The sequence below is a fragment of the Actinomadura napierensis genome, from assembly GCF_039529375.1.
Lineage (GTDB): Bacteria > Actinomycetota > Actinomycetes > Streptosporangiales > Streptosporangiaceae > Spirillospora > Spirillospora napierensis.
The window spans coordinates 1-22,872 of record NZ_BAAAMR010000114.1; the positions used below are offsets into that span (position 1 = coordinate 1).

Genomic DNA, 22,872 nt, shown 5'->3' on the forward strand with positions numbered 1-22,872 from the left:
CTCTACGCGGGCCGTGCCGGCGGCGCGCCGCTCGCGCTGATGCGGCGCGGCGACCGCATCGCCCGCTACACCGCCGCCGACCTGGACGTCGCCGCCGCCGGCACCGACCCGTCCGCCCCGATCGCCCTCGGCGGCGGACGCTACCTCCTCGCCCCCGGGGACTCCGCGCCCCGGACCCTGGACGGCTCCGGCCTGCCCGTCCGGGACGGCGTCGTCGCGCCCGCGCCCGCCCGCACGCCCTGCGGCCGGGGCCCGCTGTTCCACCTCGGCGACCGCACGTTCGGCGACCCCGGCGGCGCGCGGGCCGCCGTCCTCACCTTCCACTCGCCTGCGTACGAGCCGTCCGGACGCCCGTCCCCGCCCGCCCGCCTCGGTCCCGCCGCACTGAAGGCATGGAACCGCCTCGGCTGCCTCGGACCGGCGCGGCAACGGCCAGTCATCGGCGCGATGGCCTGGAACTTCTGGTCCGGGACGCTCCCGCACGGCGGCGCGTCCGCCGGCTGGTTCTGCACCCGCACGACCTACGCGGACGGCGCTGCGGACGGCACCTCCGCGCTCCTCGCCCGCAAGGCGTACGCCACCGGCACCTGCGACGACCGGCGCCCGGTGGCGGGCACCTGGTGGCAGGCCCCGTCCGGCCGCTGGTACTACCTCGCCGCCGCCGGAGCCGGGCTCGTGCCGCGCGCGCGGGGGCCGATCGGCACGTCCGCGGTCGCGCACCGGCTGCTCGTCGCCGCGCCGGAGCGCCGCCCCGGCACCCCGGTCGCCCTCACCGCCGCGTCCCGCTGAACGGGGCCGGTCAGGATTCACTTACTGCGATCGGGCACACTAGGGTTACCGAACGGGATTCAGGGTGTCGGGCCGAAAGGGGTCGCAGATGGGCAAGGGGCCGCTCTCCGGAGTACGGGTGATCGAGCTGGCCGGGATCGGGCCCGGGCCGTTCGCCGCGATGCTGCTGGCCGACCTCGGCGCCGAGGTGATCCGCGTCGACCGCGCCTCCGCGGTGCGCGGCGAGGCCACCGGGGGCACCGACTTCAGCAACCGCGGCAAGCGCTCGATCGGCGTCGACCTCAAGAGCGAGCAGGGCAAGGAGGTCGTGCTCCGCCTCGCCGAGAAGTCCGACATCCTGCTCGAGGGCTTCCGGCCCGGCGTCACCGAGCGCCTCGGCCTCGGCCCGGACGACTGCCTCGCCCGCAACCCCCGCCTCGTCTACGGCCGCATGACCGGCTGGGGCCAGGAGGGCCCGCTCGCGCAGACCGCCGGCCACGACATCGGCTACATCGCCATCACCGGCGCCCTGCACGCCATCGGCCGCGCCGGCGGCCCGCCGCAGGTCCCGCTGAACCTGCTCGGCGACTTCGCCGGCGGCAGCATGTACCTCGTCGTCGGCGTCCTCGCCGCGCTCCTGGAGGCCAGGACCAGCGGACGCGGCCAGGTCGTCGACACCGCGATCGTGGACGGCACCGCCCACCTGTCCACCTTCATCCACGGCTTCCTCGCCGGCGGCCTCTGGCAGGACCAGCGCGGCGTCAACTTCCTCGACACCGGCGCCCCCTGGTACGACGTGTACGAGACCGCCGACGGGAAGCACATGGCGGTCGGCGCGATCGAGCCCCAGTTCTACGCCGAGTTCGTCAAGCGCCTCGGCGTCGACACCGACGGCCTGGGCGACCAGCAGGACCGCGCCGGCTGGCCCGAGATGCGCGAGCGCTTCGCCGCCGCGTTCAAGGCGAAGACCCGCGACGAGTGGACCGAGGTGTTCGTGCCCAGCGACGCGTGCGTGGCGCCCGTCCTGTCGATGAACGAGGCCAAGGAGCACCCCTTCAACACCGCCCGCGACGTGTTCCCCGAGCGCGCCGGCCACCGCCAGCCCGCCCCCGCGCCGCGCTTCTCCCGCACCGCCACCGACACCGACGGCCTGCCCGTCCTGCCCGGCGGCCAGACCCGCGCCGTCCTGGAGGACCTCGGCTTCGACGACGTCGACGCCCTCCTCGCCGACGGCGCCGTCGCGCAGGCCTGACCCCGGAAGGGTGCCCGGCCGCCGGGCCGGGCACCGCCGGGCATCGTCAGCGCTTCTCCTGGAGGGAGCCGCGCCGCAGGGTGATGGACATGACGTCGCTCGGGCCGTCCAGTTCCAGGCGGTGCCAGCGGCTCCGGGGCACGATCACCGCGCTGCCCGCCGCGAGCCGGACCATCTCCTCCTCGCCGCCCGGCTCCTCGGGCCGGAAGTACATGCGGAACCCGCCGCCGGCCAGGCAGCAGACCGCCTCCTCGGCCGCCGGGTGCACCTCCCAGTGGTCGGAGTGGACGTCCGCGTCGGTCTCGACGTGGAACGCCGCCACCTGCCATCCGCCGTCGTCGATGGTCATCCGGCGCTCGGCGCTGGTCACCGCGCCGTCCGGGTAGAAGTTGAGGGCCAGGGCGAACATGTCGATCGGCTGCGTCATGACGGTGTTCCTTCCAGTCGGTTCTCCGCCGGAGCGGCGGACGGTGCGGACGCGGCCCTCTCCCTGCGGGGGAGTGCCAGCGCGACGAACGCGGCCAGCACGAAGAGGGCCGCGGAGACGGTGAGGCTCAGCGCGTAGCCGCCGTTCAGGGCGGACGGGGAGGTCGCGCCGCCGGTGCGGTGGGCGGCGACCGTCGCGAGGGCGGCCAGGCCGACGCAGCCGCCGAGCTGGCGGGAGCTGTTGAGCAGCCCCGAGGCCATCCCGGCCTCCCGGGCCGCGACCCCGGTGGTCGCCGCGGCGGCGACCGGGGCGAGCACGAGCCCGATGCCGACGCTGCCCACCACCGACGGGCCGAGCACGTCGGTGAGGAAGCCGCCGTCCGGGCTGATCCGGGTGAACCAGGCCAGGCCCGCGGCGGCGAGCAGGCTGCCCGGAATCAGCGCCGCGCGGGGCGAGCGGTTCCCGACGACCCGCGTCGCGAGCAGCGTGCCGAGCACGACGCCGGCCGAGAAGGGCAGGAAGGCCAGGCCGGTCTCGGCCGCGCCCATGTGCAGCACCTGCTGCATGTAGAGGGAGACGAAGTAGAACGCGGCGAACTGGCCCGCCGCCGCCGGGAAGACGATCAGGTTCGCGCCCGCCACCCACCGGCCGCGCAGCAGGCCGAGCCGGACGAGCGGCGCGCGGACCCGGGCCTCCACCGCGACGAAGGCGGCGAGGAGCAGGGCGGCGGCGCCGAGGCAGGCGAGGGTCGCCGGGGCCGTCCAGCCGATGGCGTCCGTGCGGACCACGCCGAAGACCAGCAGCCCGAATCCGGCGGTCGCCAGCACCGCGCCGGGGACGTCCATCCGCTCGCGCGGGCCCGTGCGGGCGTGGGCGGCCACGCCCGCCGGGACGAACGCGAGGGTGAGCGCGACGAAGGGCAGGTTGACCAGCATCACCCAGCGCCAGCCCGCGTACTCGGTGAGCACGCCGCCCGCGAGGACGCCGAGGGCGCCGCCCGCCGCGTTCATCGCGCTCCACACGCCGAGGGCGCGCACGCGCGCGCGGCCCTCGGTAAACGTGGTGGTCAGCAGGGCCAGCGAAGCCGGTGCCGCGGCGGCTGCGCCGAGGCCCTGGCCGGCGCGCGCCGCGACGAGCTGCCACGGCGCCTGGGCGAGCCCGCCGGCGAGCGAGCACAGCCCGAACACGACCAGGCCGAGGACGAACATCCGGCGCCGCCCGTACAGGTCGCAGGCCCGGCCGCCGAGCAGCAGGAACCCGCCGAAGGTGAGTGCGTAGACGTGGACGACCCAGGACAGGTCGACCGGTGCGAAGCCGAGGGCGGTCCTGATCGCCGGGAGGGCGACGTTCATCACCGCCATGTCCAGCGCGAAGACGAACTGGGCGACGCAGGCCGCCGCCAGCACCGCCCAGGGGCGCGCCCGTTCTTTTTTGTACATGTATAAAAACTAACCGGCGGCGGGCCCGGCTGTCGAGTCCGCGATGATGGGGGCATGCCGCAACCGTCCGCCCAGCGGGGCAGGCCGCCCCGGATCTCCCGCGCCGAGATCGTCGGGACCGCGCGCCGGATCGTGGACGAGGAGGGCGTCGACCGGCTGACGATGCGGCGGCTCGCCAAGGAGATCGGCAGCACGCCGATGGCGCTGTACCACCACGTCCGCGACAAGGAGCAGCTGCTCGTCCTGCTGCTGGACGACTACGCCGGGCGGATGGCGCGCGAGCCCGAACTGCCCGCCGACCCCCGCGAGCGCATCGTGGTGACGGCGTCCGCGATCCGCGAGACGCTCGCCGCCTGCCCCTGGATCGCGGAGGTGCTCACCGCCGACGACCTGCTGTCACGCTCCGCGCTGTGGTTCGTCGAGCAGATCCTGGGCGGCCTGGAGGAGTGCGGGCTGAGCCCCGAGCAGGCCGTGCACGGGTACCGGGCCATCTGGTACTACACCGCCGGGGAGATCATCGTGCGGGCCGCGGCGGCGCGGCGCCGGGCCGGCGACGAGCGCCCCACCTACCGCGAGCGGGTGTTCGCCGACATCGACCCCGCCGAACTGCCCCGCCTCGCGCGGGTCGCGGACCGCTGGACGGCGCTGACCGCGCGGGACACCTACGCCGACGGCCTCCGCGCGCTGGTGAACGGGCTCGTCGGCGCACCGTAGCGAGGCGCCGGACCGCAGGTCGGGAAGCGTGCGGGCGACGCCGATTGTGAGTCGCCTGACAATTCCCTCACGCCAACTGGCGAGTCTTGCTACAAGACCGAGCGGTAAAGCCGCCGTACCTTGTCAGCACCTCAGGTGATCACGCGGCGCCGCACCACCCACCCCCGACCCCACGACGATTCGCGGCCGGAACCCGCATTACCGCTGCACGGGCTCCCGGTGCTTTTCGGCGTGCCCGCTTTAGGGAGATGAACATGCGTTTCAGGCGACTCAAGTCCTGGGCCGTCATCGCCGCGGCGATCCCCACCGCCATCGGCCTGACCTCCGTGGTCGCGCCCGCGGCCCACGCGGAGACGAGCCCGGACGGCGCCAACGACTGGAACTGCAAACCGTCGTTCCTGCACCCCCGCCCGGTGGTGCTGGTGCACGGCACGTTCGAGAACATGGCGTTCAACTGGCAGAAGCTCTCGCCCGCGCTGAAGAAGGCGGGATACTGCGTCTACGCGCTCAATTACGGCGGCGCGAAGGACGCCCCGATCCAGGGCACCGGCGAGATCGCGGAGTCGGCGGGCCAGCTCGCCACGTTCGTCGACAAGGTGCTGGCCTCGACCGGCGCGTCCAAGGTCGACATGGTCGGCCATTCGCAGGGCGGGATGATGCCCCGCTACTACCTGAAGTTCCTGGGCGGCGCGGCGAAGGTCAACAAGCTCATCGGCGTCGTCCCGTCCAACCACGGGACGAACCTGGACGGGCTGGTGGAGCTCGGCAGCCTGCTCGGCATCACGCAGGCCGTGGTGAAGGCCGCGCCGTCGGCGGGGGAGCAGATCACCGACTCCGACTTCCTGAAGAAGCTGAACGCCGGCGGCGACACCGTGCCGGGCCCGCAGTACATCGTGCTGTCGACCAAGTACGACGAGGTCGTCACGCCGTACACCTCGGAGTTCCTGAACGGCTCCAACGCGCAGAACGTGCTGCTGCAGGACAAGTGCGCGAACGACACCAACGCGCACGTCGGCATCGCGTTCGACCCGGTGATGATCAAGTTCGTGCTGAACTCGCTCGACATCTGGGGCCCGTACTGGCCCATCGACTGCAACAACCCGCTCGGCTGACCTCTCCCGAGAAAGCGGCGCCCGGCGGTTACCCCTTTCACCGCCGGGCGCCGCGCCGCGTTCAGGCCGTGGTCACAGCCCGAGCCGCTTCGCGACGATCTCGTTCATGATCTCGTTGGTGCCGCCGCCGATGCCGAGAATGCGGGCGTCGCGGTAATGGCGCTCCACTTCCGATTCCCGCATGTACCCCATTCCGCCGTGCAATTGCACGGCCTCGTGGACGACGTGCTCGCACGCGTAGACGGCGGTGTTCTTCGCGTACGCGGTCTCGGTGAGGACGTCCTCGCCTGCGGCGTGCCGTTCGGCGACCGAGCGGGTGTAGGCGCGCGCAACGTCCACCTGCCGCGCCATTTCGGCGACCTTGTGCCGGACGAGCTGGCGGGACGACAGCGGCCGGCCGAACGTCTCGCGGTCCCGGATCCACTGCAGCGTGAGGTCGAGGCACCGCTGCGCGGTGGCGTACGCCTGGACGGCCAGCGAGAGCCGTTCGGTGACGAAGTTCTGCACGATCTGCAGGAACCCGCCGTTCTCCTCGCCGATCAGGTTCGCGGCGGGCACCCGCACGTCGGCGAAAGCGAGCTCGGCCGTGTCGGAGCACTGCCAGCCCATCTTGCGCAGCGCCTTGGAGACGGTGAAGCCGGGCGTCCCCTTCTCGATGACGATGAGCGAGATCCCGCCGAAGCCCGGCTCGCCGGTGCGGACGGCGGTGGTGACGAAGTCGGCCCGTACGCCGGAGGTGATGAACATCTTGGCGCCGTTGACGACGTAGGAGTCGCCGTCGCGGACGGCGGTGGTGTGGATGCCCGCCACGTCCGATCCGGTGCCGGGCTCGGTGACGCCCAGCGCGCCGATCTTCTCGCCCGCCAGCACGGGCCGGGCGAACCGGTCGATCAGGGCCTTGTCGCCGGAGGCGATGAGGTGGGGGAGCGCGATGCCGTGCGTGAACAGGGACGCCACCACCCCGCCGGACCCGCCCGCCTGGATGATCTCCTCGGCGACGATCAGCGCGTCGAACAGCTCGCCGCCCGAGCCGCCGGCCTCCTCCGGGAACCCGGCGCCGAGGATGCCCGCCCCGGCGGCCCGGCGGTGCAGGGACCGGGGCAGCTCCCCGGCGTCCTCCCACTCCGGCAGCGAGGGAGCGATCTCCCGCGCGGTGAAGTCGCGGACCAGCTCGCGCAGCGCCGCACGCTCGGGGGTCTGCCAGGGATTCAACACGCCTCCTCGTGATTAGAACGAGGTTCGGAATCTAGCAGGCGCCGCGGCGCGCCCCCGTGCGCAGGTCGTCCAGGTCGGGCGGCGCGGGCAGGTCCCCGGCCGGGACGTCGGTGAGCTCGACGACGTGCCGGCGCAGCACCGTCCGCATGTCCTCCGGGCCGGTGCTCTCCGGCTCCAGGACGGCGTGCAGGGTCAGCCCGTCCACCAGCGCGTGCACACGCGCCGCCTCGACCTCGATGTCCAGGCCGGGGCGCAGCACTCCGGCCCGGTGGGCGTGCCGGAGCACGTTCACGGCGGCCGAGCGCAGGTCGCCGTGCATCTCCTCGGCGAGCGGCCGCAGCTCGGGCCGGGTGCGGGCGCCGACGACGAACGCCAGCCACACCTCGGCCTCCTCGCGCCGCTCGGCGTCGAGGGGCAGCAGCTCGGCGAACAGCGCCTCCAGTGCGGCGACGTGCGCGGCGGGCGGCGCCGCGGGATCGGGGACGGCGAGCCGGCCGGCGCGCAGCCGCATCCGCTCGCCGGCCCGCTCGGCGAAGTAGCGCATCGCGAAGATCATGATGTCGGCCTGGCCGCCGAAGTAGTGCCGGACCGAGCCGATGGCGAGGCCCGCCTCGGCCGCCACGTTGCGCAGCGAGGCCTGCTCCAGGCCGTCCCGGCGGGCGACGCGGAAGACGGCCTCGGCCACCTCGCGGCGGCGGGCCTCGGGATCGACGATCTTCGGCATCCTCCTTTTATAGCACGTCCGTGCTACTTCGGCGGACCCTAGCCAAGGGCGTCGGCGACGGCCTTGGACCACAGGGCCAGGGCGTCGTCGACCTGGGAGGCGTCCACCACCAGCGGCGGGATCATCCGGACCACGTTGCCGAACGCGCCGCAGGTGAGCAGCAGCAGGCCGTGCTCGGCGGCGGCGCGCTGGGCGCGCTGGGCGGCGGCCGTGTCGGGCTCGCCGTCCGGAGCGGTGAACTCGCAGGCCTGCATCAGCCCGAGCCCGCGCACGTCGCCGATCTCCGGACGGCCGGCCGCCACCTCGCGCAGCCCGTCGTTCAGCCGGGCACCGAGCACGGCGGCGTTCTCCACCAGGTTCTCGTCCCGGATGACCTCCAGGGTGGCGAGCGCGGCGGCGCACGCGACCGCGTTGCCGCCGTAGGTGCCGCCCTGCGAGCCCGGCCACGCCTTCTCCATCAGCGCCTGCGGCGCCGCGATGGCCGACAGCGGGAAGCCGCTGGCCAGGCCCTTCGCGGTGATGAGCACATCGGGACGGGCCGCCGAGTGCTGGTGGCCCCAGAACCGGCCCGTCCGGCCGTACCCGGTCTGCACCTCGTCGACGACGAGCAGGATCCCGTGCCGGTCGGCGCGCTCGCGCAGCCCCTCCAGGAAGGCCGGCGGCGCCGGGATGTAGCCGCCCTCGCCGAGCACCGGCTCGACGACGAACGCGGCGGTGTCGGACGCCGGGCTGGACGTGGCGAGCGCGTAGTCCAGCTCGCGCAGCGCGAAGCGGGTCGCCTCGTCCTCGTCCCACCCGTACCGGTAGGCCTGCGGGAACGGGGCGACGGCGACGCCGGGCATCAGCGGGCCGATGCCCGCGCGGAACTTGGTGCCCGCGGTGGTGAGGGCGGCGGCGCCCATCGTCCGGCCGTGGAACGAGCCCTGGAACACCACGATGTTCTGCCGTCCGGTGGCGTGCCGGGCGAGCCGGATGGACGCCTCGACCGCCTCGCTGCCGCTGTTGAGGAAGAACAGCGAGTCCAGTCCGTCCGGCAGGACGTCGCCGAGCGCTTCCACCAGGCGCAGCAGCGGCCGGTGCATCACCGTCGTGTACTGGCCGTGGATCAGCGTGCCGACCTGCTCGCGCGCCGCCTCCACGACGCGCGGATGGCAGTGCCCGGTGTTCGTGACGCCGATGCCGGCGGTGAAGTCCAGGTAGCGGCGGCCGTCGGCGTCGTAGAGGTACACGCCCTCGCCGCGTTCGGCCAGGACGGGGGTGGCCTGCTTGAGCAGGGGTGAGAGCTGAGCCATCGCGTCCTCCGGTAGATTGTCGACAATCTGCACGCTAGGTCCCTCGGGACCGGTTGTCCAGGGGAGCCGCTACGAGGTGCGCAGCCGCTGGATGGAGTCGGTCATGTGCTCCTCGATCAGCTGGAGAAGCCGCTCCTCCTCGCCGTCGCCGATCGCGTCGACCAGGCGGCGGTGCTCCTCGACCAGCTCCGCCGGCTCGGGGTACTTGTCCTGCAGCGCGTTCAGGCACATCCGCGTCTCCACCAGCAGCGTGTGCGCCATCCGCTCCAGCCGCGGGCTGCCGGACGAGCTGACCAGCACCTCGTGGAACGCCTGGTCGGCGTCGCTCATCGCGACCCGGTCGCGCTCGCGCGCCGCGTCGATCAGCGCCTCCAGGGCCTCGGTGAGCCGGGCGACCGCCTCACCCCGGTTCCGCTGCATGATCAGCCGGCACGCGGACCGCTCGATCGCCAGCCGGGTGAGGTAGACGTCCTCGACGTCGCTCTCGTCCATGCTGATCACGAACAGGCCGCGGTGCGGCTCGCTGAGCAGCAGCCCCTCCTGGACGAGGCGCTGCATCGCCTCGCGCAGCGGGCCGCGGCTGATGCCGAGCCGCGCGGCCAGCTCCGCCTCGCCGAGCTGCGCGCCCGGCTCCAGCGCCCCGTACATGATCGCCGAGCGCAGCTCGTCGGACACGATCTCGACCGTCGACCTGCGCGGGACGGGTTCCAGCTCACCCAACCGGCCCATCGGCGGGCCCCTTTCGTCATAGCTGCCAGGGATCTCCTCCCGGCGCCGGGGCGGGCGCGGCGAACAGCCGGCCGAGGCCGGCGCGCGGCGCGAGCCCGGCCGGGCCCGCGGCGAGCCGCAGCCCCTCCCACACGCTCACCTGGTTGGCGGTGAGCACCGGCTTGCCGGTCCGCTCCTCCAGCTCGTCGAGCCAGGACACGGTGTGCAGCGCGGTGTCGGGCACCAGCACCGCCTCGGCGTCGGGATGGTCGTTGGCCGCGACGAACTCCAGCACCTCGTCGCGGCGGAGGGTGCCGACCTCGGCGGCGGTGACGATGCCCCGGCAGGACAGCGCCACCACCTCGATGCCGGCGTGGCCGAGGAACGCGCCGAACCGCTCGGCGACGTCGGCCGGATAGGTCGCGGCCACGGCGACCCGGCGCAGGCCGAGCGCGCGGGCCGCGTGCACGAACGCGAACGACGTGCTGGACGCGGGGGCCCCCGCGGCGTCCCGGACGCCCCGGACCTGCGCGGCGGCCCCGTCCCAGCCGAACACGAAGCTGCCGCTGGTGCACGCCCACACGGCGGACCGCACGCCCAGCGCACGCAGCTTCCGGGCGCCCTCGCCGAGCACGTCGTCGCCGCCGATGTCGAGCAGCGCGTCCACCCGGTGCGCGTCCTCGCGCATCAGCGTGTGCACCACCGGCAGGCTGACGCCGCCCGCCCCTGAACTTCGCAGGGCGCGCTCGATCGCCGGGTAGTCGTCCTCGGCGCTGTAGCCCGGGTAGAGGAACCCCGCGGCGGGACCGTTCTGCTGCATGTTGTCGACAATCCTACCTTCATCGATCATGCCGTTGCCGATCATGGGGGGTCAGGCGGCCGTCGGGCGGCTGAGCTGGACCAGCGACTGCCCGGCGCCGGCCGCCGAGCGGCCCATCGCGCGCAGCGCCGAGCACATCGTGACCTGGTTGGCGGTGAGCACCGGCTTGCCGATCATCTGCTCCAGGGGGGCGATGATGTCGTAGGTCGGCACGTTGGTGCAGCTGATGAACACCGCCTCGGCCTCGGGCCGGTCCACCGACGACACCGCGCTGACGATCTCGCCGTAGCCGACCTTCCAGATGTGGCTGAGCAGCCCCATCCCGACCGACGACACCACCTCGATGCCGTACTCGCCGAGGAAGGAGACCAGCCGTTCGGTGACCGCGTCGATGTAGGGCGTCACCACCGCGATCCGGCCCGCGTTCAGCAGCCGCAGCGACTCCACCAGTGCGCCGGAGGTGGTGGCCGCGGCGGGCGCGCCCGCCCCGACCATCGTCCGGTGCAGCGCCAGCTCGCCGGCCTTGCCGCGGACGAAGCTGCCGGACGCGCAGGCGTAGGCGACCGCGAGCGGTTCAGGGGAGAGCACGTCGCGGGTCGCCTGCCGGACGATCGAGTGGTCCGACAGCGCCGAGGCCATCTCGACGGTGACCGGTACCGGCACGTACGGCAGCCGGGTCAGGAACAGGGACACGTCGTCGGGCGTCCACCGCCACAGCTCGCGGTCGAGCGCGAAGTCGAACGGCGCGACCACGCCGATGCCCTGCTGGGCGACCAGCTCGGGCCCGACGACCAGCGTGGGGTCGAATGTCATCTGGGCGGCCACCGCTCTAGGACTCGTGCCGGCGGTAGACCAGGCGCTCGCCGACGGCGCCGGACCGCCAGACGTCGTTGCACGCCTCGGCCATCCGGTCGAGCCCGTCGACGATCGTCGCGTACACGTTGCCGGGCACCCAGCCGACGTCCCCGTTCAGCAGCAGGTTGTTGCGGCCGTAGAAGATCGCCAGATCGATGACGCCGGGCAGCTCGTGGATGTTCTTCTCCTCCTTGAACGCCCGGTCGAGCATGCCGCCCGGGAAGGAGAAGTAGACGACGTCGCCGGGGATCGGTGTCACGGTCGGGTTCTCCAGCCCGGCCTCCTCCCCGGCGAACCGCTCCACCATCGTGTAGACCTCGTTGCGCGCGTACTTGGCGTGGTAGGCGTCGCCGCCGAGGGGCAGGGCGCGCCATACCGCCTCGCAGGTCCGCGGCGCGTCCTTCTCCAGGAGTTCCGCGACGCAGGACACGCCGCGCTTCTCCAGTGCGATGGTCATGAGCTTGGGCATGCCGGACCTCCCCGTGGACAGGGGTGGGCGAGAGCGTCGCCACCCGAAAGGACTCTTGCGTTAGAGCGCTCTGGGACCCGTCCTGGCCTTGGGCAATACGGTTGCGACGGTCTTGCAGCACGATCAGCGCGGTCACCTGGTACTTCGACCCCGTTGATTGTTGACAATCCTACGAAGCGTTCCTAGCGTGTCAATGCCCTCCCGCGTTGCCATCCCGTAAATTCCGGAACCCCGAAAGTGACCGCCGATGGAGCATGGTCCGCACGCGCCCGGTGAACCGCCCCGCGTGGTGGTGCTCCGGGGGGACGTCCCGCCGCCCGGAATACAGGCCGCCGAACGCCTCGCGCACGTGGTGCAGGTGCGCGAAACACGGCTCGCGGAGGCGCTTCCCGGCGCCGACGCGCTGTTCATGTGGGACTTCTGGTCGGACGCGCTCGCGGCGGCGTGGCCGCCCGAGGGCGGGCCGCGCTGGGTGCACATCGCCAGCGCCGGCGTCGACCGGCTGCTGTTCCCGGCGCTGGTCGAGGGCAACACCATCGTCACCAACTCGCGAGGTGTCTTCGACGAGCCGATCGCCGAATACGTCCTCGGCCTGGTGCTGGCCTTCGCCAAGGATCTGCCCGGCACGGTGCGGCTGCAGGACGAGCGGCGCTGGCGGCACCGCGAGACCGAGCGGATCACCGGCGCCCGCGCGCTCGTCGCCGGGACCGGCCCGATCGGCCGCGCCATCGCCCGCCGGCTGTCCGCCGCCGGGCTGCGGGTGTCGGGCGCCGGGCGCACCGCCCGCGCCGCCGATCCCGAGTTCGGCGTCGTCCACCCGATGGAACGGCTGCACGACGCGCTGGAGGAAGCCGACTACGTCGTGCTCGCGGCGCCGCTCACCCCGGAGACGCGCGAGATGATCGACGCCGCCGCCCTCGCCCGGATGAACCCGGCCGCGCGGCTGATCAACGTCGGGCGCGGGCAGCTGGTGGCCGAGGACGACCTGGTCGACGCGCTGCGCGCCGGCCGCGTCGCGGGCGCGGCGCTCGACGTGTTCGCCGACGAGCCGCTCGCGCCGTCCTCCCCGCTGTGGGGCATGCCCAACGTGATCGTCTCGCCGCACATGTCGGGGGACGCCGTCGGCTGGCGGGACGAGCTCGTCCGGCTGTTCACCGACAACCTCGACCGTTTCGTGCACGGCCGCGAGCTGCGCAACGTCGTCGACAAGCGCCTGGGCTACGTGCGCCCGGGGGCACCCGTCCAGTACGCCGAACCGAGGGGGTAACCGCCATGACGGACGCGGCAGACCTGACCGCCGTCGAACTGCTGGAGGCGTACCGGGCGGGGACGCTCTCGCCCGTCGAGGCCGCCGAGGCCGTCCTCGCGCGGATCGACCGGGACGACGCGGAGCTCAACGCGTTCTGCCTGCTCGACCCGGACACCACGCTGGAGATGGCGCGCGCCTCGGCCGAGCGCCGGCGGCGCGGCGAGACGCTCGGCGCGCTCGACGGCGTGCCCGTGTCGATCAAGGACGTCCTGCTCACCCGCGGCTGGCCGACGCTGCGCGGGTCCACGACGATCGATCCCGCCGGGCCGTGGGAGGAGGACGCCCCGTCCGTCGCGCGGCTGCGCGAGCAGGGCGCGGTGTTCGTCGGGAAGACGACCACGCCGGAGTTCGCCTGGAAGGGCGTCACCGACAACCCGCTCACCGGCGTGACCCGCAACCCGTGGGACACCACCCGCACGCCCGGCGGGTCGAGCGGCGGCGCGGCGGCGGCCGTCGCGGCGGGCATGGCGCCGCTCGCGCTCGGCACCGACGGCGGCGGCTCGGTGCGCATCCCCGCCGCGTTCACCGGCGTCTTCACCATCAAGCCGACCTACGGCCGGATCCCGCACTACCCGGCGAGCCCGTTCGGGACGCTCGCGCACACCGGCCCGATGACCAACACGGTCGCGGACGCCGAACTGCTCCTGGACGCGGTGTGCGGCGCCGACGGCCGCGACTGGTCGTCTCTTCCGCCGCCCCCCACCCCGTTCAGCGGTGGCGGCCCGCACGACCTCACCGGGCTGCGCGTCGCCTTCAGCCCCGACCTCGGGTTCGCCCGCGTCGACCCGGAGGTGGCCGCCTCGGTCGCGGCCGCCGCCGAGGTGTTCACCGAGCTGGGCGCCAAGGTCGAACAGGCCGACCCGGGGTTCGCGGACCCGGTCGCCGACTTCGAGGTCCTCTGGTTCGCCGGCGCCGCCAAGGTCGTCGAGCACCTTACCGGCGAGCAGCGCGCGCGCCTCGACCCCGGCTTGCGGGACATCTGCGAGCAGGGCGCCCGGTACTCGGCGCTGGAGTACCTGACCGCGACCGCGCGCCGCATGGACCTGGGCCGGATCATGGGTCTGTTCCACGAGCGCTACGACCTGCTGCTCACCCCGACCATGCCGATCGCCGCGTTCGAGGCCGGCGTCGAGGTCCCGCCGGGGTCCCCGACGCCGCGCTGGACGTCCTGGACCCCGTTCACCTACCCGTTCAACATGACCCAGCAGCCCGCGGCGAACCTGCCGTGCGGGTTCACCGCGGACGGCCTGCCGATCGGCCTCCAGGTCGTCGGCGCGCGGCACGCCGACAACCTGGTCATGGCCGCCTGCCGCGCCTACGAGCAGGCGCGGCCGTGGAGGCGGTTCAGCCGAAGGTGATGACGGAGCGGCCGTGGTGGCGGCCCTCGACCATCGTGGCGAGGACGCCGGGCGCCTCGTCCAGCGTCACCGGGGTCACGTCGGGGACGATCCCGTGTGCGGCGGCGAACGCCAGGGTGTCGCGCAGGTCGTGCGGGGAGCCCGACGGGCTGCCCATCACCCGCACCCGGTTCATCACGAGAGCGCCGGGCGCCAGTGCGAGGTTCTCGGCGCCGACGCCGAGGATCAGCAGGGTGCCGTCCGGGGCGACGCCGCCGAGCGAGGCCTGCGCGGGCGCGGTGCTCGGCGTGGTGTTGACGATGACGTCGGCGCCGCCCCAGCCGCGCAGCGCGTCGGCGGGGTCCTGCTCGTCGGTGGCGACGTAGAGTTCGGCGCCCCGCCCGCGCGCCTCGTCCTCGGCGCGGCGCGACCGGGACACGACGGCGACGCGGGCGCCCATCGCCGCCGCGAACCGGGTCACCATCTCCCCGACGCCGCCGGTGCCGAGCACCGCGACGCGGGATCCGGCCGTCGCGCCCGCGTGCCGCAGCCCGTTGAACGCGGTGATCCCGGCGCACATCAGCGGCGCCGCCGCGACCGGGTCCAGGCCGTCGGGGAGCGGGGTGGCGAACCCGGCGCGGGCGATGTAGTACTCGGAGTAGCCGCCGTCGTCGGTGATGCCGGTGACGCGCCGCGGCGCGCCGGTGCACAGGACCTGGTCGCCGCGCACGCACTGGTCGCAGCGGCCGCACGAGCCGTAGATCCACTGGCCGCCCACCGGCGTGCCGGGCTCGGGCCACTCCACACCCGGTCCGAGCTTGGCGACGATCCCGCTGATCTCGTGCCCCGGCACCGTCGGGAACCGGGCGAACGGGTAGTGCCCCTGCATCAGGCCGACCTCGGAGAAGCACATCCCGCAGGCGGTGACCTTGACCAGGATCTCGCCCGGCCCGGGCTCGGGCACCTCCCGCTCGACGACCTCCAGCGGCTTGCCCTGTTCGGTGAGAACGGCGCTGCGCATGCCGTGTTCCTCTCGTAGACGGAAGCGGCCGGATCGCGACCGCTGAAACCAACGATATACCCGTTTCTGTAGTGACGCTATATCGACATCGGGCCTTCTCCCGGTCTTCCCACCTCAGCCGACCTAACGACGCTCGTCCGAGTTCTGTAGCATCGATGTTGTGGGCGCACAGAAGGACACCGACGGGCGGGACCGGATCCTGCGGGCCGCCGCCCGGCTGATCGCGGAGTCCGGCGGCGAGCCCGTCTCCACCCGCGCCGTCTGCGCCGCCGCCGGCGTCGGCGCGCCGACCCTCTACCACCACTTCGGCGACAAGCAGGGCCTGTTCGACGCCGTCGCCGCCCAGGGCTTCGAGGAGTACCTGGCGAGCAAGCGCGCCATGGCCGCGTCCGGCGACCCGGTCGAGGACCTGCGGCACGGCTGGGACGTGCACGTCGAGTTCGGCCTGACGCACCCGGCCATCTACGCCCTGATGTACGGGACGCCCCGCACCACGCCCGCCGTGGACGAGGCGTACGCCATCCTGCTCGGCCTGGTCGGCGCCATCGCCCGCGCGGGCCGCCTGCGCGTCACGGTGGACGTCGCCGCCCGGATGATCCAGGCCGCTGGCGTCGGCGTCGTGCTCTTCCTCATCGCGAACGGGGACGAGGGCAGTGACCTGTCGGCCCGCACCCGTGAGGCGATCCTCGCCGCGGTGACGGTCCCGGACAGCCCCTCGAACGAGCCCGCCCCGCGCGACGTCCGCGCCGCCTCGGCGGTCGCGCTTCGCGCCGCCCTGCCGGCCGAGCCGCCGCCGGACCTGACACCCGCGGAGACCGCGCTCCTCACCGAATGGCTGGACCGCCTCGCCGAGTGACGACGCGCCGGGACGGGCGCGCCTGCGCGGCCCCTGCGCCGGGTCTCACGCGGGTTGAGGGGCGTCGTCCCCGTAGAGGATCGAGGTCCAGGCGTTGGTGAGCGTGTCGATGAGGACGTCCTCGTCGTCGAACGGCGGGACCTCGGCGGCGGCGAGGTAGTACAGGCGTTCGCCCATCCAGGTCAGCGACGCGGCCACGGAGCGCGTGTCCATCGAGCCGAGGCGTTCGCGGGCGCGGGGGTCGGACTCGATGCGGGCGGCGGCGGCGTCGGTGAACAGGCCCATCTGCTCGAGCCACAACTCCCGCAGCCCCTCGTCCGACCCCCAGCTCTCCACGATGGCCATGAGCACACCGGCGTTGTCGCGCCAGAGCCGGGCCCCGTCGGCGACGCCCGACCGGAGCGCGGAGACCGGATCCTGCTCCTCGTCGATCCAGGGCCGCGCCGCCTGCTGCCCCTGCGCGACGGCCTCGCGCACCAGTTCGCCGAGCACGGCCTGCTTGCTCGGGAAGTAGAAGTAGAAGCTGGCCCGCGAGACGCCGGCGGCGGCCAGGATGTCGGCCACGCTGAGACCGTCGAAGCGCCGCTCGCGCAGCAGTTCGCGCGTGGCGGACAGGATCCGCTCCCGCAGCTCGGCGGACGCCGGGGGCGATCCGGATCGGCGGGCGGAGCTTACGGGCCGTCTCGAAGGCATGCCCCCCATCATAACCGTGTACGTACATTATGTATGGACATGGTGACCAGACACGCTGTATGGTCAGTGCCGTGACTCAGATAGCGATCCATTTGGTCGTCGACGACCCGGACCAGGCCGCCTCCTGGTACACCGAGGCGCTCGGAGCACGGGAGACGAGCCGCCTCACGCTTCCCGGCGGCCCCACGCTGACCGTGGAACTCCGGCTCGGCGACACGGTCCTCGCGGTGGCGGGGGAGATGCCCGAGCGGGGCATGCGCACCCCGGCCGCGCTGGGCGGCACGCCCGCCGCGCTGCACGTCGAGGTCGCCGACGCCGACGCCGCCTCGGCCCGGGCGCTGGAGGCCGGGGCCACGGTCTTCGAGCCGGTCCACGACGCGTTCTGGGGCGACCGCACCGGCCAGTTCCTGGACCCGTTCGGGCACCGCTGGGCGTTGAACCAGCACATCCGGGACGTGCCGCCCGAGGAGATCGCCGACCGGGCCGCCGAGCTCCTCGGCGGATCGGCGACGGCATGAGGTACCGCACGCTGGGCATGAGCGGCCTCCGCGTCTCCGAACTGGTCCTCGGCGCCATGACGTTCGGGGAGCAGGGCGGGGTCGGCGCGCCGATGCCGGAATGCCGGCGGATCCTCGACCTGTACGCCGAGGCCGGCGGCAACATGATCGACACCGCCGTCAACTACCGCGACGGGGCGAGCGAGGAGTTCCTCGGCGAGCTGCTGGCCGGCCGCCGCGAGTCGTTCGTGCTCGGGACGAAGTACACCGTCTCCCGCGACCGCGCCGACCCCAACGCCGCCGGGAACCACCGCAAGAACCTGCGCGCGTCCCTGGAGACGAGCCTCCGCCGCCTGCGCACCGACTACCTGGACGTGTACTGGGTGCACATGTGGGACCGGCACACGCCGCTGGAGGAGACCATGCGGGCGCTGGACGACGCGGTGCAGGCCGGCAAGGTCCTGTACGTGGGCATCTCCGACGCACCGGCCTGGGTAGTGGCCCGCGCCAACACGCTGGCGCAGTGGCACGGCTGGAGCCCGTTCATCGGCCTTCAGGTCCCCTACAGCCTGCTCCAGCGCGACATCGAACGCGAACTGCTGCCGATGGCCGAATCCCTCGGCCTGGGCGTCACCGCGTGGAGCCCGCTGGCGGGCGGGGTGCTGTCCGGCAAGTACACCCGGCCGGAGTCCGCCGCCGGCGGCCGGCTGGCCCCGGCGTCACTGTCGGCCAGGGACCACGCCGTCGCCGGAGTCGTCCAGGACGTCGCGGGCGAGCTCGGCGCCACGCCCTCGCAGGTGGCGATCGCCTGGACGATGAACCGCTCCCGCGCGATCCACCCGATCGTCGGAGCGCGCACCGCGGACCAGCTCCGCGACAACCTCGCCGCCGCCGACCTCGTCCTCCCGCCCAAGGCCGTCACCCGCCTGGAGGAGGCCACCGGCTTCACCCTCGGATTCCCGAACGACTTCATCGCCCAGACATCCCCGTGGGTCTTCGGCTCCGCGCTGATCGACCCGGCCTCCACCACTGCGGCGCCATAGCCGTACGCCCGCCGGAACCCGGGGACGGCTCCGCGCGAGGTTCAGGAGCCGTCCTCGCGCTTCCTCAGTTCCTTGCGGAGCTTCTTCTCGTGCCGGCGGGCCCTGCGCTTGACGTCGACGCCGCCCCAGAACGCGAAGCCCTTGACGACCACCGTCGGGGAGCCGGGCGCCCCGACCGCGCTCGCGCCGTGGTCGAACCCGCCCATGACGCCGATGCCCTTGACGTGCACCGTGATGTCCTCGGGCGCGACGATCTCCACGCCGCCCATGACGGCGAACGCCCGGATCGTCACCTGCTTTTCGGTGAACCGGGCCTCGCGCAGGTCGATCTTCCCGCCTCCCCAGAACGCGAACGCGAAGAACGAGCGCGGGACGTTCCACACGCCGGACCGGGTGAACCCGCTCATGATCCCGATGCCGGACGCCCAGGACGGTGCGCCCTCGACCGGGCGCCAGTCGGCGCCGGTCTGGGGCCCGGCCACGGCGGACGTCCCCGCCGCCGGCAGGTCCCGGGTGAGCGGCTCCAGGTCGGCGTAGGTCTTGGCCGCGTACACCGCGTCCAGCCGCTCGTCGAGCTCGTCGAGCGTGAGCCGTCCATCGCCGGCCGCGTCGCGCAGCACCCGCGCGACCCGGTCCCGGTCGGCGTCGCCCGCCCGCATCTCCGGCGGGCCGGGCGTACCGGCATGTTCCGGCAGGTTCGTCATGCCCCGAGCCTAAACCAGCGGGGCCGCAGCGGGGGCGCTCCGCTCCAGGCGCCGGTCAGGCCGGGATCAGGCGGACGATGACGGACTTGGAGGTCGGGGTGTTGCTGACCTCGGCCGTGCTGTCGAGCGGGACCAGGACGTTCGTCTCTGGGAAGTAGGCCGCCGCGCAGCCGCGCGCGGTCGGGTAGGCGACGACGCGGAACGCGGGGGCGCGGCGCTCGACGCCGTCCGACCACTCGGAGACGAGGTCGACCATCGCGCCGTCGGCGACGCCGAGGTCCCGCAGGTCGGCGGGGTTGACGAACACGACGCGGCGGCCGGCCTTGATGCCGCGGTAGCGGTCGTCCAAGCCGTAGATGGTGGTGTTGTACTGGTCGTGGCTGCGGACGGTCTGGAGCAGCAGCCGGCCCTCCGGGACCCGCAGGATCTCCAGCTCGTTCACCGTCAGGTTCGCCTTGCCGGTCGCGGTCGGGAAGCGGCGCTCGTCGCGCGGCGCGTGCGGGAGCGTGAAGCCGCCGGGCTCGCGGACGCGCGCGTTGTAGTCGGCGAAGCCCGGCACGACGCGGGACACGTGGTCGCGGATGACGTCGTAGTCGCGTTCCATGGCGTCCCAGCCGATGCCCGAGCCGGGGAGCGTCGCCTGCGCGAGGCGGCAGACGATCGCGGCCTCCGACAGCAGATGCCCGGAGGCGGGGGCGAGGCGGCCGCGGGAGGCGTGCACCATGCCCATCGAGTCCTCGACGGAGACGAACTGCGGCCCGGACGCCTGCTCGTCGCGTTCGGTGCGGCCGAGCGTCGGCAGGATGAGGGCGAGCTCGCCGGTCACCGCGTGCGAGCGGTTCAGCTTCGTCGACACCTGCGCGGTCAGCCGGCAGGAGCGCAGCGCCTTCTCGGTGACGTCGGAGTCGGGGGTGGCGCGGACGAAGTTGCCGCCCATGCCGAAGAACACCTTCGCCTTGCCGTCGCGCATGGCGCGGATCGCGTCCACGGTGTCGAGGCCGTGCTCGCGCGGTGGTTCGAACCGGAATTCGGCGGCGAGGGCGTCGAGGAACTCCGGCTTGGGCTTCTCGTAGATGCCCATCGTCCGGTCGCCCTGGACGTTGGAGTGGCCGCGCACCGGGCAGACGCCCGCGCCCGGCCGGCCGATGTTGCCGCGCAGCAGCAGGAAGTTGACGACCTCACGGATCGTAGGCACGGAGTTGCGGTGCTGGGTGAGGCCCATCGCCCAGCACACCACGATCCGCTTCGACGCGAGCACGTCGCCCAGCGTCGCATCGATCTCGGCGCGGGGCAGCCCGGTCGCCTCCAGCACGTCGTCCCAGTCCAGGCCGCGGACGTGCTTCTCGAACGCCTCGAAGCCGTGGGTGTGGGCGTCGAGGAACGCGCGGTCGAGGGCGTCGGGCTCGTCCGACTCCAGGAGCATCCGGTTGAGCGCCTGGAAGAGGGCGAGGTCGCCGTTCAGCCTGATCTGCAGGAACCGGTCGGCGAGCGCGGTGCCGCGCCCGGTGACTCCGGACGGCCGCTGCGGGTTCTTGAACCGCATCAGCCCGGCCTCGGGCAGCGGGTTCACCGCGACGATCCGCGCGCCCTCCTTCTTGGCCCGTTCCAGCGCCGACAGCATCCGCGGGTGGTTGGTGCCCGGGTTCTGCCCGACGACGAAGATCAGATCGGCCTTGTACAGGTCCTCCAGCAGCACCGAGCCCTTGCCGATCCCGATGGTCTCGCCGAGCGCCGACCCGGACGACTCGTGGCACATGTTGCTGCAGTCGGGCAGGTTGTTCGTGCCGAAGGCGCGGGCGAACAGCTGGTAGGCGAACGCGGCCTCGTTGCTGGTGCGCCCGGAGGTGTAGAAGACGGCCTCGTCGGGGGAGTCGAGCGCGTTGAGTTCGGACGCGAGCAGCCCGAACGCCTCGTCCCACGACACCGGCTCGTAGTGCTCGGACCCGGCGCGCTTGATCATGGGCTCGGTCAGCCGGCCCTGCTGCCCGAGCCAGTGGTCGGAGCGCTCCGCCAGCTCGCCGACGGTGTGCGCGGCGAAGAACTCGCGGGTGATGCGCCGCGTCGTCGCCTCCTCCGCGACGGCCTTGGCGCCGTTCTCGCAGAACTCGGCGACGTGCCGGTGGTCGCCCTCGGGCCACGCGCAGCCCGGGCAGTCGAACCCCTGCTTCTGGTTGACGCGCAGCAGCGTCAGCGCCGTCCTGCGGACGCCCATCTGGTCGTAGGACTGCTTCAGCGCCGCCGAGACCCCCGGCACGCCGGCCGCCCACGTCTTCGGTTCCGACACCCGCATCCCGGTGTCGTCGAAGTCGTCGGCGGGCGCCTGGCGGGTCATCGTTCACGTCCTTACGATCGGGTGCCTCCACTGTCGCACGACGCGGTCCGCCCCGCGCCGGTGAGTTGCGTCCAACGGAAGCGGCCGCGGATCGTCGGCGCCGGAGGCCCGGCCTACTGCGGCGGGCCGTCGGCCAGGCGGAGCGTGGCCGCCATGCGGGCGCCCTGGGCGGTGAACCATTCCAGCCGGACGGTATCGCCGGGATGGTGGGCGAGCATCAGGCCGGTCAGTGTGGTGGGCGAGTCGACGACGGCGCCGCCCAGGGAGATGATCGTGGCGCCGGTGGGGACGCCCGCCTCCTCGGCCGGGGTGCCGGGGACGACCTCGACCACCTGGGCGCCCTGGGAGGCCCCGGCGCGGACCTTCACCCCGAGCATGGCGGTCTGGCCGATGTGCACGGTCGCCGACGCCTGGCCGCGGGCGATCTGGCGGGCGATCGACAGCGCCCGGTCGGACGGGATGGCGTAGCCGCGGTGCGTGCCCTTCTGCTTGGACTTGCCGACGGTGAACGACGCCGACGCGGCGGTGTTGATACCGATGACCCGGCCGCGGGTGTTCAGCAGCGGGCCGCCGGAGTCGCCCGGCCGGATCGGCGCGCTCGTCTCGATCATGCCGGTGAGCCGCTCGGACGTGCCGTCGCTGTCGTCGCGGGCGGTGACCGTCTGGTCCAGGGAGGTGACCTTGCCGGTGACGACCGTCGGGGTGCCGCCCTTGCCGCCGGCGTTGCCGACCGCGGTGACCGGGTCGCCGACGCCCACCGAGGACGGGTCGCCGAACACGGCGGCCTTCAGCCCGGACGCGCCGTACAGCCGGATCACCGCGATGTCGCTCTGCCGGTCGTAGCCGACGATCTGGGCGGTGTAGGAGCGCCGGTTGTCGGTGTCGGTGCCCTTGATCGTGGTGGCGCCCTGGATGACGTGGTTGTTGGTCAGCACCAGGCCCGAGGGCTCCATGACGATCCCCGTCCCGGCGGCGCGGGTGCTGTTCAGCCCCTGCTCGGTGTCGATGTTGACCACGCCGGGGCGCCGCCCGCTCGGCTTCTCGTGCTTGGCGACGGGCGTCTTGACCGGCGGCGGGACGTCCTCGGGCCCCGCGCCGCCGTTCAGCGCCTGGCAGCCGGGCGCGACGAGGAGCAGCAGCGCGGCCAGGACCGTGGGGATCGCGGTCCGCAGCCCGCGACGCTCGAAGACCTCGTTCACCGGCGCCTCCTAGCAGTTTCCTCCCATGATTCCCGATCCAGGGGGATTAGTCCTTGACCTCTCCCCAAGCGGCGGCTTCCGCCTGC

The 22,872-nt window shown here is 73.3% G+C and carries 22 protein-coding genes and 1 pseudogene; 9 read left to right on the top strand and 14 right to left on the bottom strand.

What is annotated here, in order from left to right; translation table 11 throughout:
- A pseudogene (locus ABD296_RS40400) lies at positions 1-789 on the top strand (hypothetical protein); the annotation flags it as partial.
- A gap of 88 nt (positions 790-877) precedes the next feature.
- Positions 878-2,020, top strand: a complete 1,143-nt coding sequence (locus ABD296_RS40405) for a CaiB/BaiF CoA transferase family protein (protein ID WP_344280506.1) — start codon at positions 878-880, stop codon at positions 2,018-2,020.
- A 46-nt stretch (positions 2,021-2,066) separates the two neighbouring features.
- Here the strand turns inward: ABD296_RS40405 and ABD296_RS40410 are convergent, their stop codons facing one another.
- Positions 2,067-2,447: a cupin gene (locus ABD296_RS40410; protein ID WP_344280509.1), complete on the bottom strand. Its 381-nt coding sequence runs from the start codon at positions 2,445-2,447 to the stop codon at positions 2,067-2,069.
- Positions 2,444-3,886: an MFS transporter gene (locus ABD296_RS40415; protein ID WP_344280511.1), complete on the bottom strand. Its 1,443-nt coding sequence runs from the start codon at positions 3,884-3,886 to the stop codon at positions 2,444-2,446. Before ABD296_RS40415 ends, ABD296_RS40410 begins: the two co-directional genes overlap by 4 nt.
- Positions 3,887-3,940: 54 nt before the next feature.
- Between ABD296_RS40415 and ABD296_RS40420 the strand changes: the two genes are divergently transcribed.
- Both ABD296_RS40420 and ABD296_RS40425 read left to right on the top strand, forming a co-directional pair.
- On the top strand, positions 3,941-4,600 hold the full coding sequence (locus ABD296_RS40420) for a TetR/AcrR family transcriptional regulator (protein ID WP_344280514.1): 660 nt from the start codon (positions 3,941-3,943) through the stop codon (positions 4,598-4,600).
- A 254-nt stretch (positions 4,601-4,854) separates the two neighbouring features.
- Positions 4,855-5,712 carry an esterase/lipase family protein gene (locus tag ABD296_RS40425; protein WP_344280517.1) on the top strand — a complete coding sequence of 286 codons (858 nt, stop codon included), beginning with the start codon at positions 4,855-4,857 and terminating at the stop codon, positions 5,710-5,712.
- A gap of 72 nt (positions 5,713-5,784) precedes the next feature.
- On the opposite strand, the gene ABD296_RS40430 is transcribed toward ABD296_RS40425, so the two are convergent.
- The 7 genes from ABD296_RS40430 to ABD296_RS40460 form a co-directional block, all read right to left on the bottom strand.
- Complete coding sequence (locus ABD296_RS40430) at positions 5,785-6,927, bottom strand: acyl-CoA dehydrogenase family protein (RefSeq protein WP_407061569.1); 1,143 nt, start codon at positions 6,925-6,927, stop codon at positions 5,785-5,787.
- A 31-nt stretch (positions 6,928-6,958) separates the two neighbouring features.
- Positions 6,959-7,651: a TetR/AcrR family transcriptional regulator gene (locus ABD296_RS40435; protein WP_344280524.1), complete on the bottom strand. Its 693-nt coding sequence runs from the start codon at positions 7,649-7,651 to the stop codon at positions 6,959-6,961.
- A gap of 38 nt (positions 7,652-7,689) precedes the next feature.
- Positions 7,690-8,943 carry an aspartate aminotransferase family protein gene (locus ABD296_RS40440; protein WP_344280582.1) on the bottom strand — a complete coding sequence of 418 codons (1,254 nt, stop codon included), beginning with the start codon at positions 8,941-8,943 and terminating at the stop codon, positions 7,690-7,692.
- A gap of 69 nt (positions 8,944-9,012) precedes the next feature.
- Complete coding sequence (locus ABD296_RS40445) at positions 9,013-9,672, bottom strand: GntR family transcriptional regulator (RefSeq protein WP_344280527.1); 660 nt, start codon at positions 9,670-9,672, stop codon at positions 9,013-9,015.
- 16 nt (positions 9,673-9,688) lie between these two features.
- Positions 9,689-10,471, bottom strand: a complete 783-nt coding sequence (locus ABD296_RS40450; protein ID WP_344280530.1) for a maleate cis-trans isomerase family protein — start codon at positions 10,469-10,471, stop codon at positions 9,689-9,691.
- Between the two features lie 51 nt (positions 10,472-10,522).
- Positions 10,523-11,284, bottom strand: coding sequence for a maleate cis-trans isomerase family protein (locus ABD296_RS40455; protein WP_344280533.1), 762 nt, complete (start codon positions 11,282-11,284; stop codon positions 10,523-10,525).
- Between the two features lie 16 nt (positions 11,285-11,300).
- Complete coding sequence (locus tag ABD296_RS40460; protein WP_344280585.1) at positions 11,301-11,783, bottom strand: DUF3830 family protein; 483 nt, start codon at positions 11,781-11,783, stop codon at positions 11,301-11,303.
- 259 nt (positions 11,784-12,042) lie between these two features.
- On the opposite strand from ABD296_RS40460, the gene ABD296_RS40465 reads away from it, so the two are divergent.
- On the top strand, positions 12,043-13,062 hold the full coding sequence (locus ABD296_RS40465; protein WP_344280536.1) for a D-2-hydroxyacid dehydrogenase: 1,020 nt from the start codon (positions 12,043-12,045) through the stop codon (positions 13,060-13,062).
- A gap of 5 nt (positions 13,063-13,067) precedes the next feature.
- On the top strand, positions 13,068-14,462 hold the full coding sequence (locus tag ABD296_RS40470) for an amidase (RefSeq protein ID WP_344280539.1): 1,395 nt from the start codon (positions 13,068-13,070) through the stop codon (positions 14,460-14,462).
- Here the strand turns inward: ABD296_RS40470 and ABD296_RS40475 are convergent.
- A complete protein-coding gene (locus ABD296_RS40475; protein WP_344280542.1) occupies positions 14,449-15,462 on the bottom strand; it encodes an alcohol dehydrogenase catalytic domain-containing protein in 1,014 nt (337 codons plus the stop codon). The genes ABD296_RS40470 and ABD296_RS40475 overlap by 14 nt on opposite strands.
- A gap of 160 nt (positions 15,463-15,622) precedes the next feature.
- Here ABD296_RS40475 and ABD296_RS40480 point away from each other — a divergent pair, with 160 nt between their 5' ends.
- On the top strand, positions 15,623-16,318 hold the full coding sequence (locus tag ABD296_RS40480; protein ID WP_344280545.1) for a TetR/AcrR family transcriptional regulator: 696 nt from the start codon (positions 15,623-15,625) through the stop codon (positions 16,316-16,318).
- A gap of 45 nt (positions 16,319-16,363) precedes the next feature.
- Here the strand turns inward: ABD296_RS40480 and ABD296_RS40485 are convergent, their stop codons facing one another.
- Positions 16,364-17,011, bottom strand: a complete 648-nt coding sequence (locus ABD296_RS40485) for a TetR/AcrR family transcriptional regulator (RefSeq protein WP_344280548.1) — start codon at positions 17,009-17,011, stop codon at positions 16,364-16,366.
- A 71-nt stretch (positions 17,012-17,082) separates the two neighbouring features.
- Here ABD296_RS40485 and ABD296_RS40490 point away from each other — a divergent pair, with 71 nt between their 5' ends.
- Together ABD296_RS40490 and ABD296_RS40495 are read left to right on the top strand one after the other, a co-directional pair.
- Entirely contained in the window at positions 17,083-17,529 is a 447-nt protein-coding gene (locus ABD296_RS40490; protein ID WP_344280551.1) for a VOC family protein, read from the top strand.
- Entirely contained in the window at positions 17,526-18,551 is a 1,026-nt protein-coding gene (locus tag ABD296_RS40495; protein ID WP_344280554.1) for an aldo/keto reductase, read from the top strand. The genes ABD296_RS40490 and ABD296_RS40495 overlap by 4 nt, the downstream gene beginning before the upstream one ends.
- A 41-nt stretch (positions 18,552-18,592) precedes the next feature.
- On the opposite strand, the gene ABD296_RS40500 is transcribed toward ABD296_RS40495, so the two are convergent.
- The 3 genes from ABD296_RS40500 to ABD296_RS40510 all read right to left on the bottom strand — a co-directional run bounded on the left by ABD296_RS40500 (position 18,593) and on the right by ABD296_RS40510 (position 22,786).
- On the bottom strand, positions 18,593-19,255 hold the full coding sequence (locus tag ABD296_RS40500; RefSeq protein WP_344280557.1) for a DUF1707 domain-containing protein: 663 nt from the start codon (positions 19,253-19,255) through the stop codon (positions 18,593-18,595).
- A gap of 55 nt (positions 19,256-19,310) precedes the next feature.
- A complete protein-coding gene (locus tag ABD296_RS40505) occupies positions 19,311-21,587 on the bottom strand; it encodes an FdhF/YdeP family oxidoreductase (RefSeq protein ID WP_344280560.1) in 2,277 nt (758 codons plus the stop codon).
- A gap of 113 nt (positions 21,588-21,700) precedes the next feature.
- On the bottom strand, positions 21,701-22,786 hold the full coding sequence (locus ABD296_RS40510; RefSeq protein WP_344280563.1) for a S1C family serine protease: 1,086 nt from the start codon (positions 22,784-22,786) through the stop codon (positions 21,701-21,703).
- Positions 22,787-22,872 lie beyond the last annotated feature (86 nt).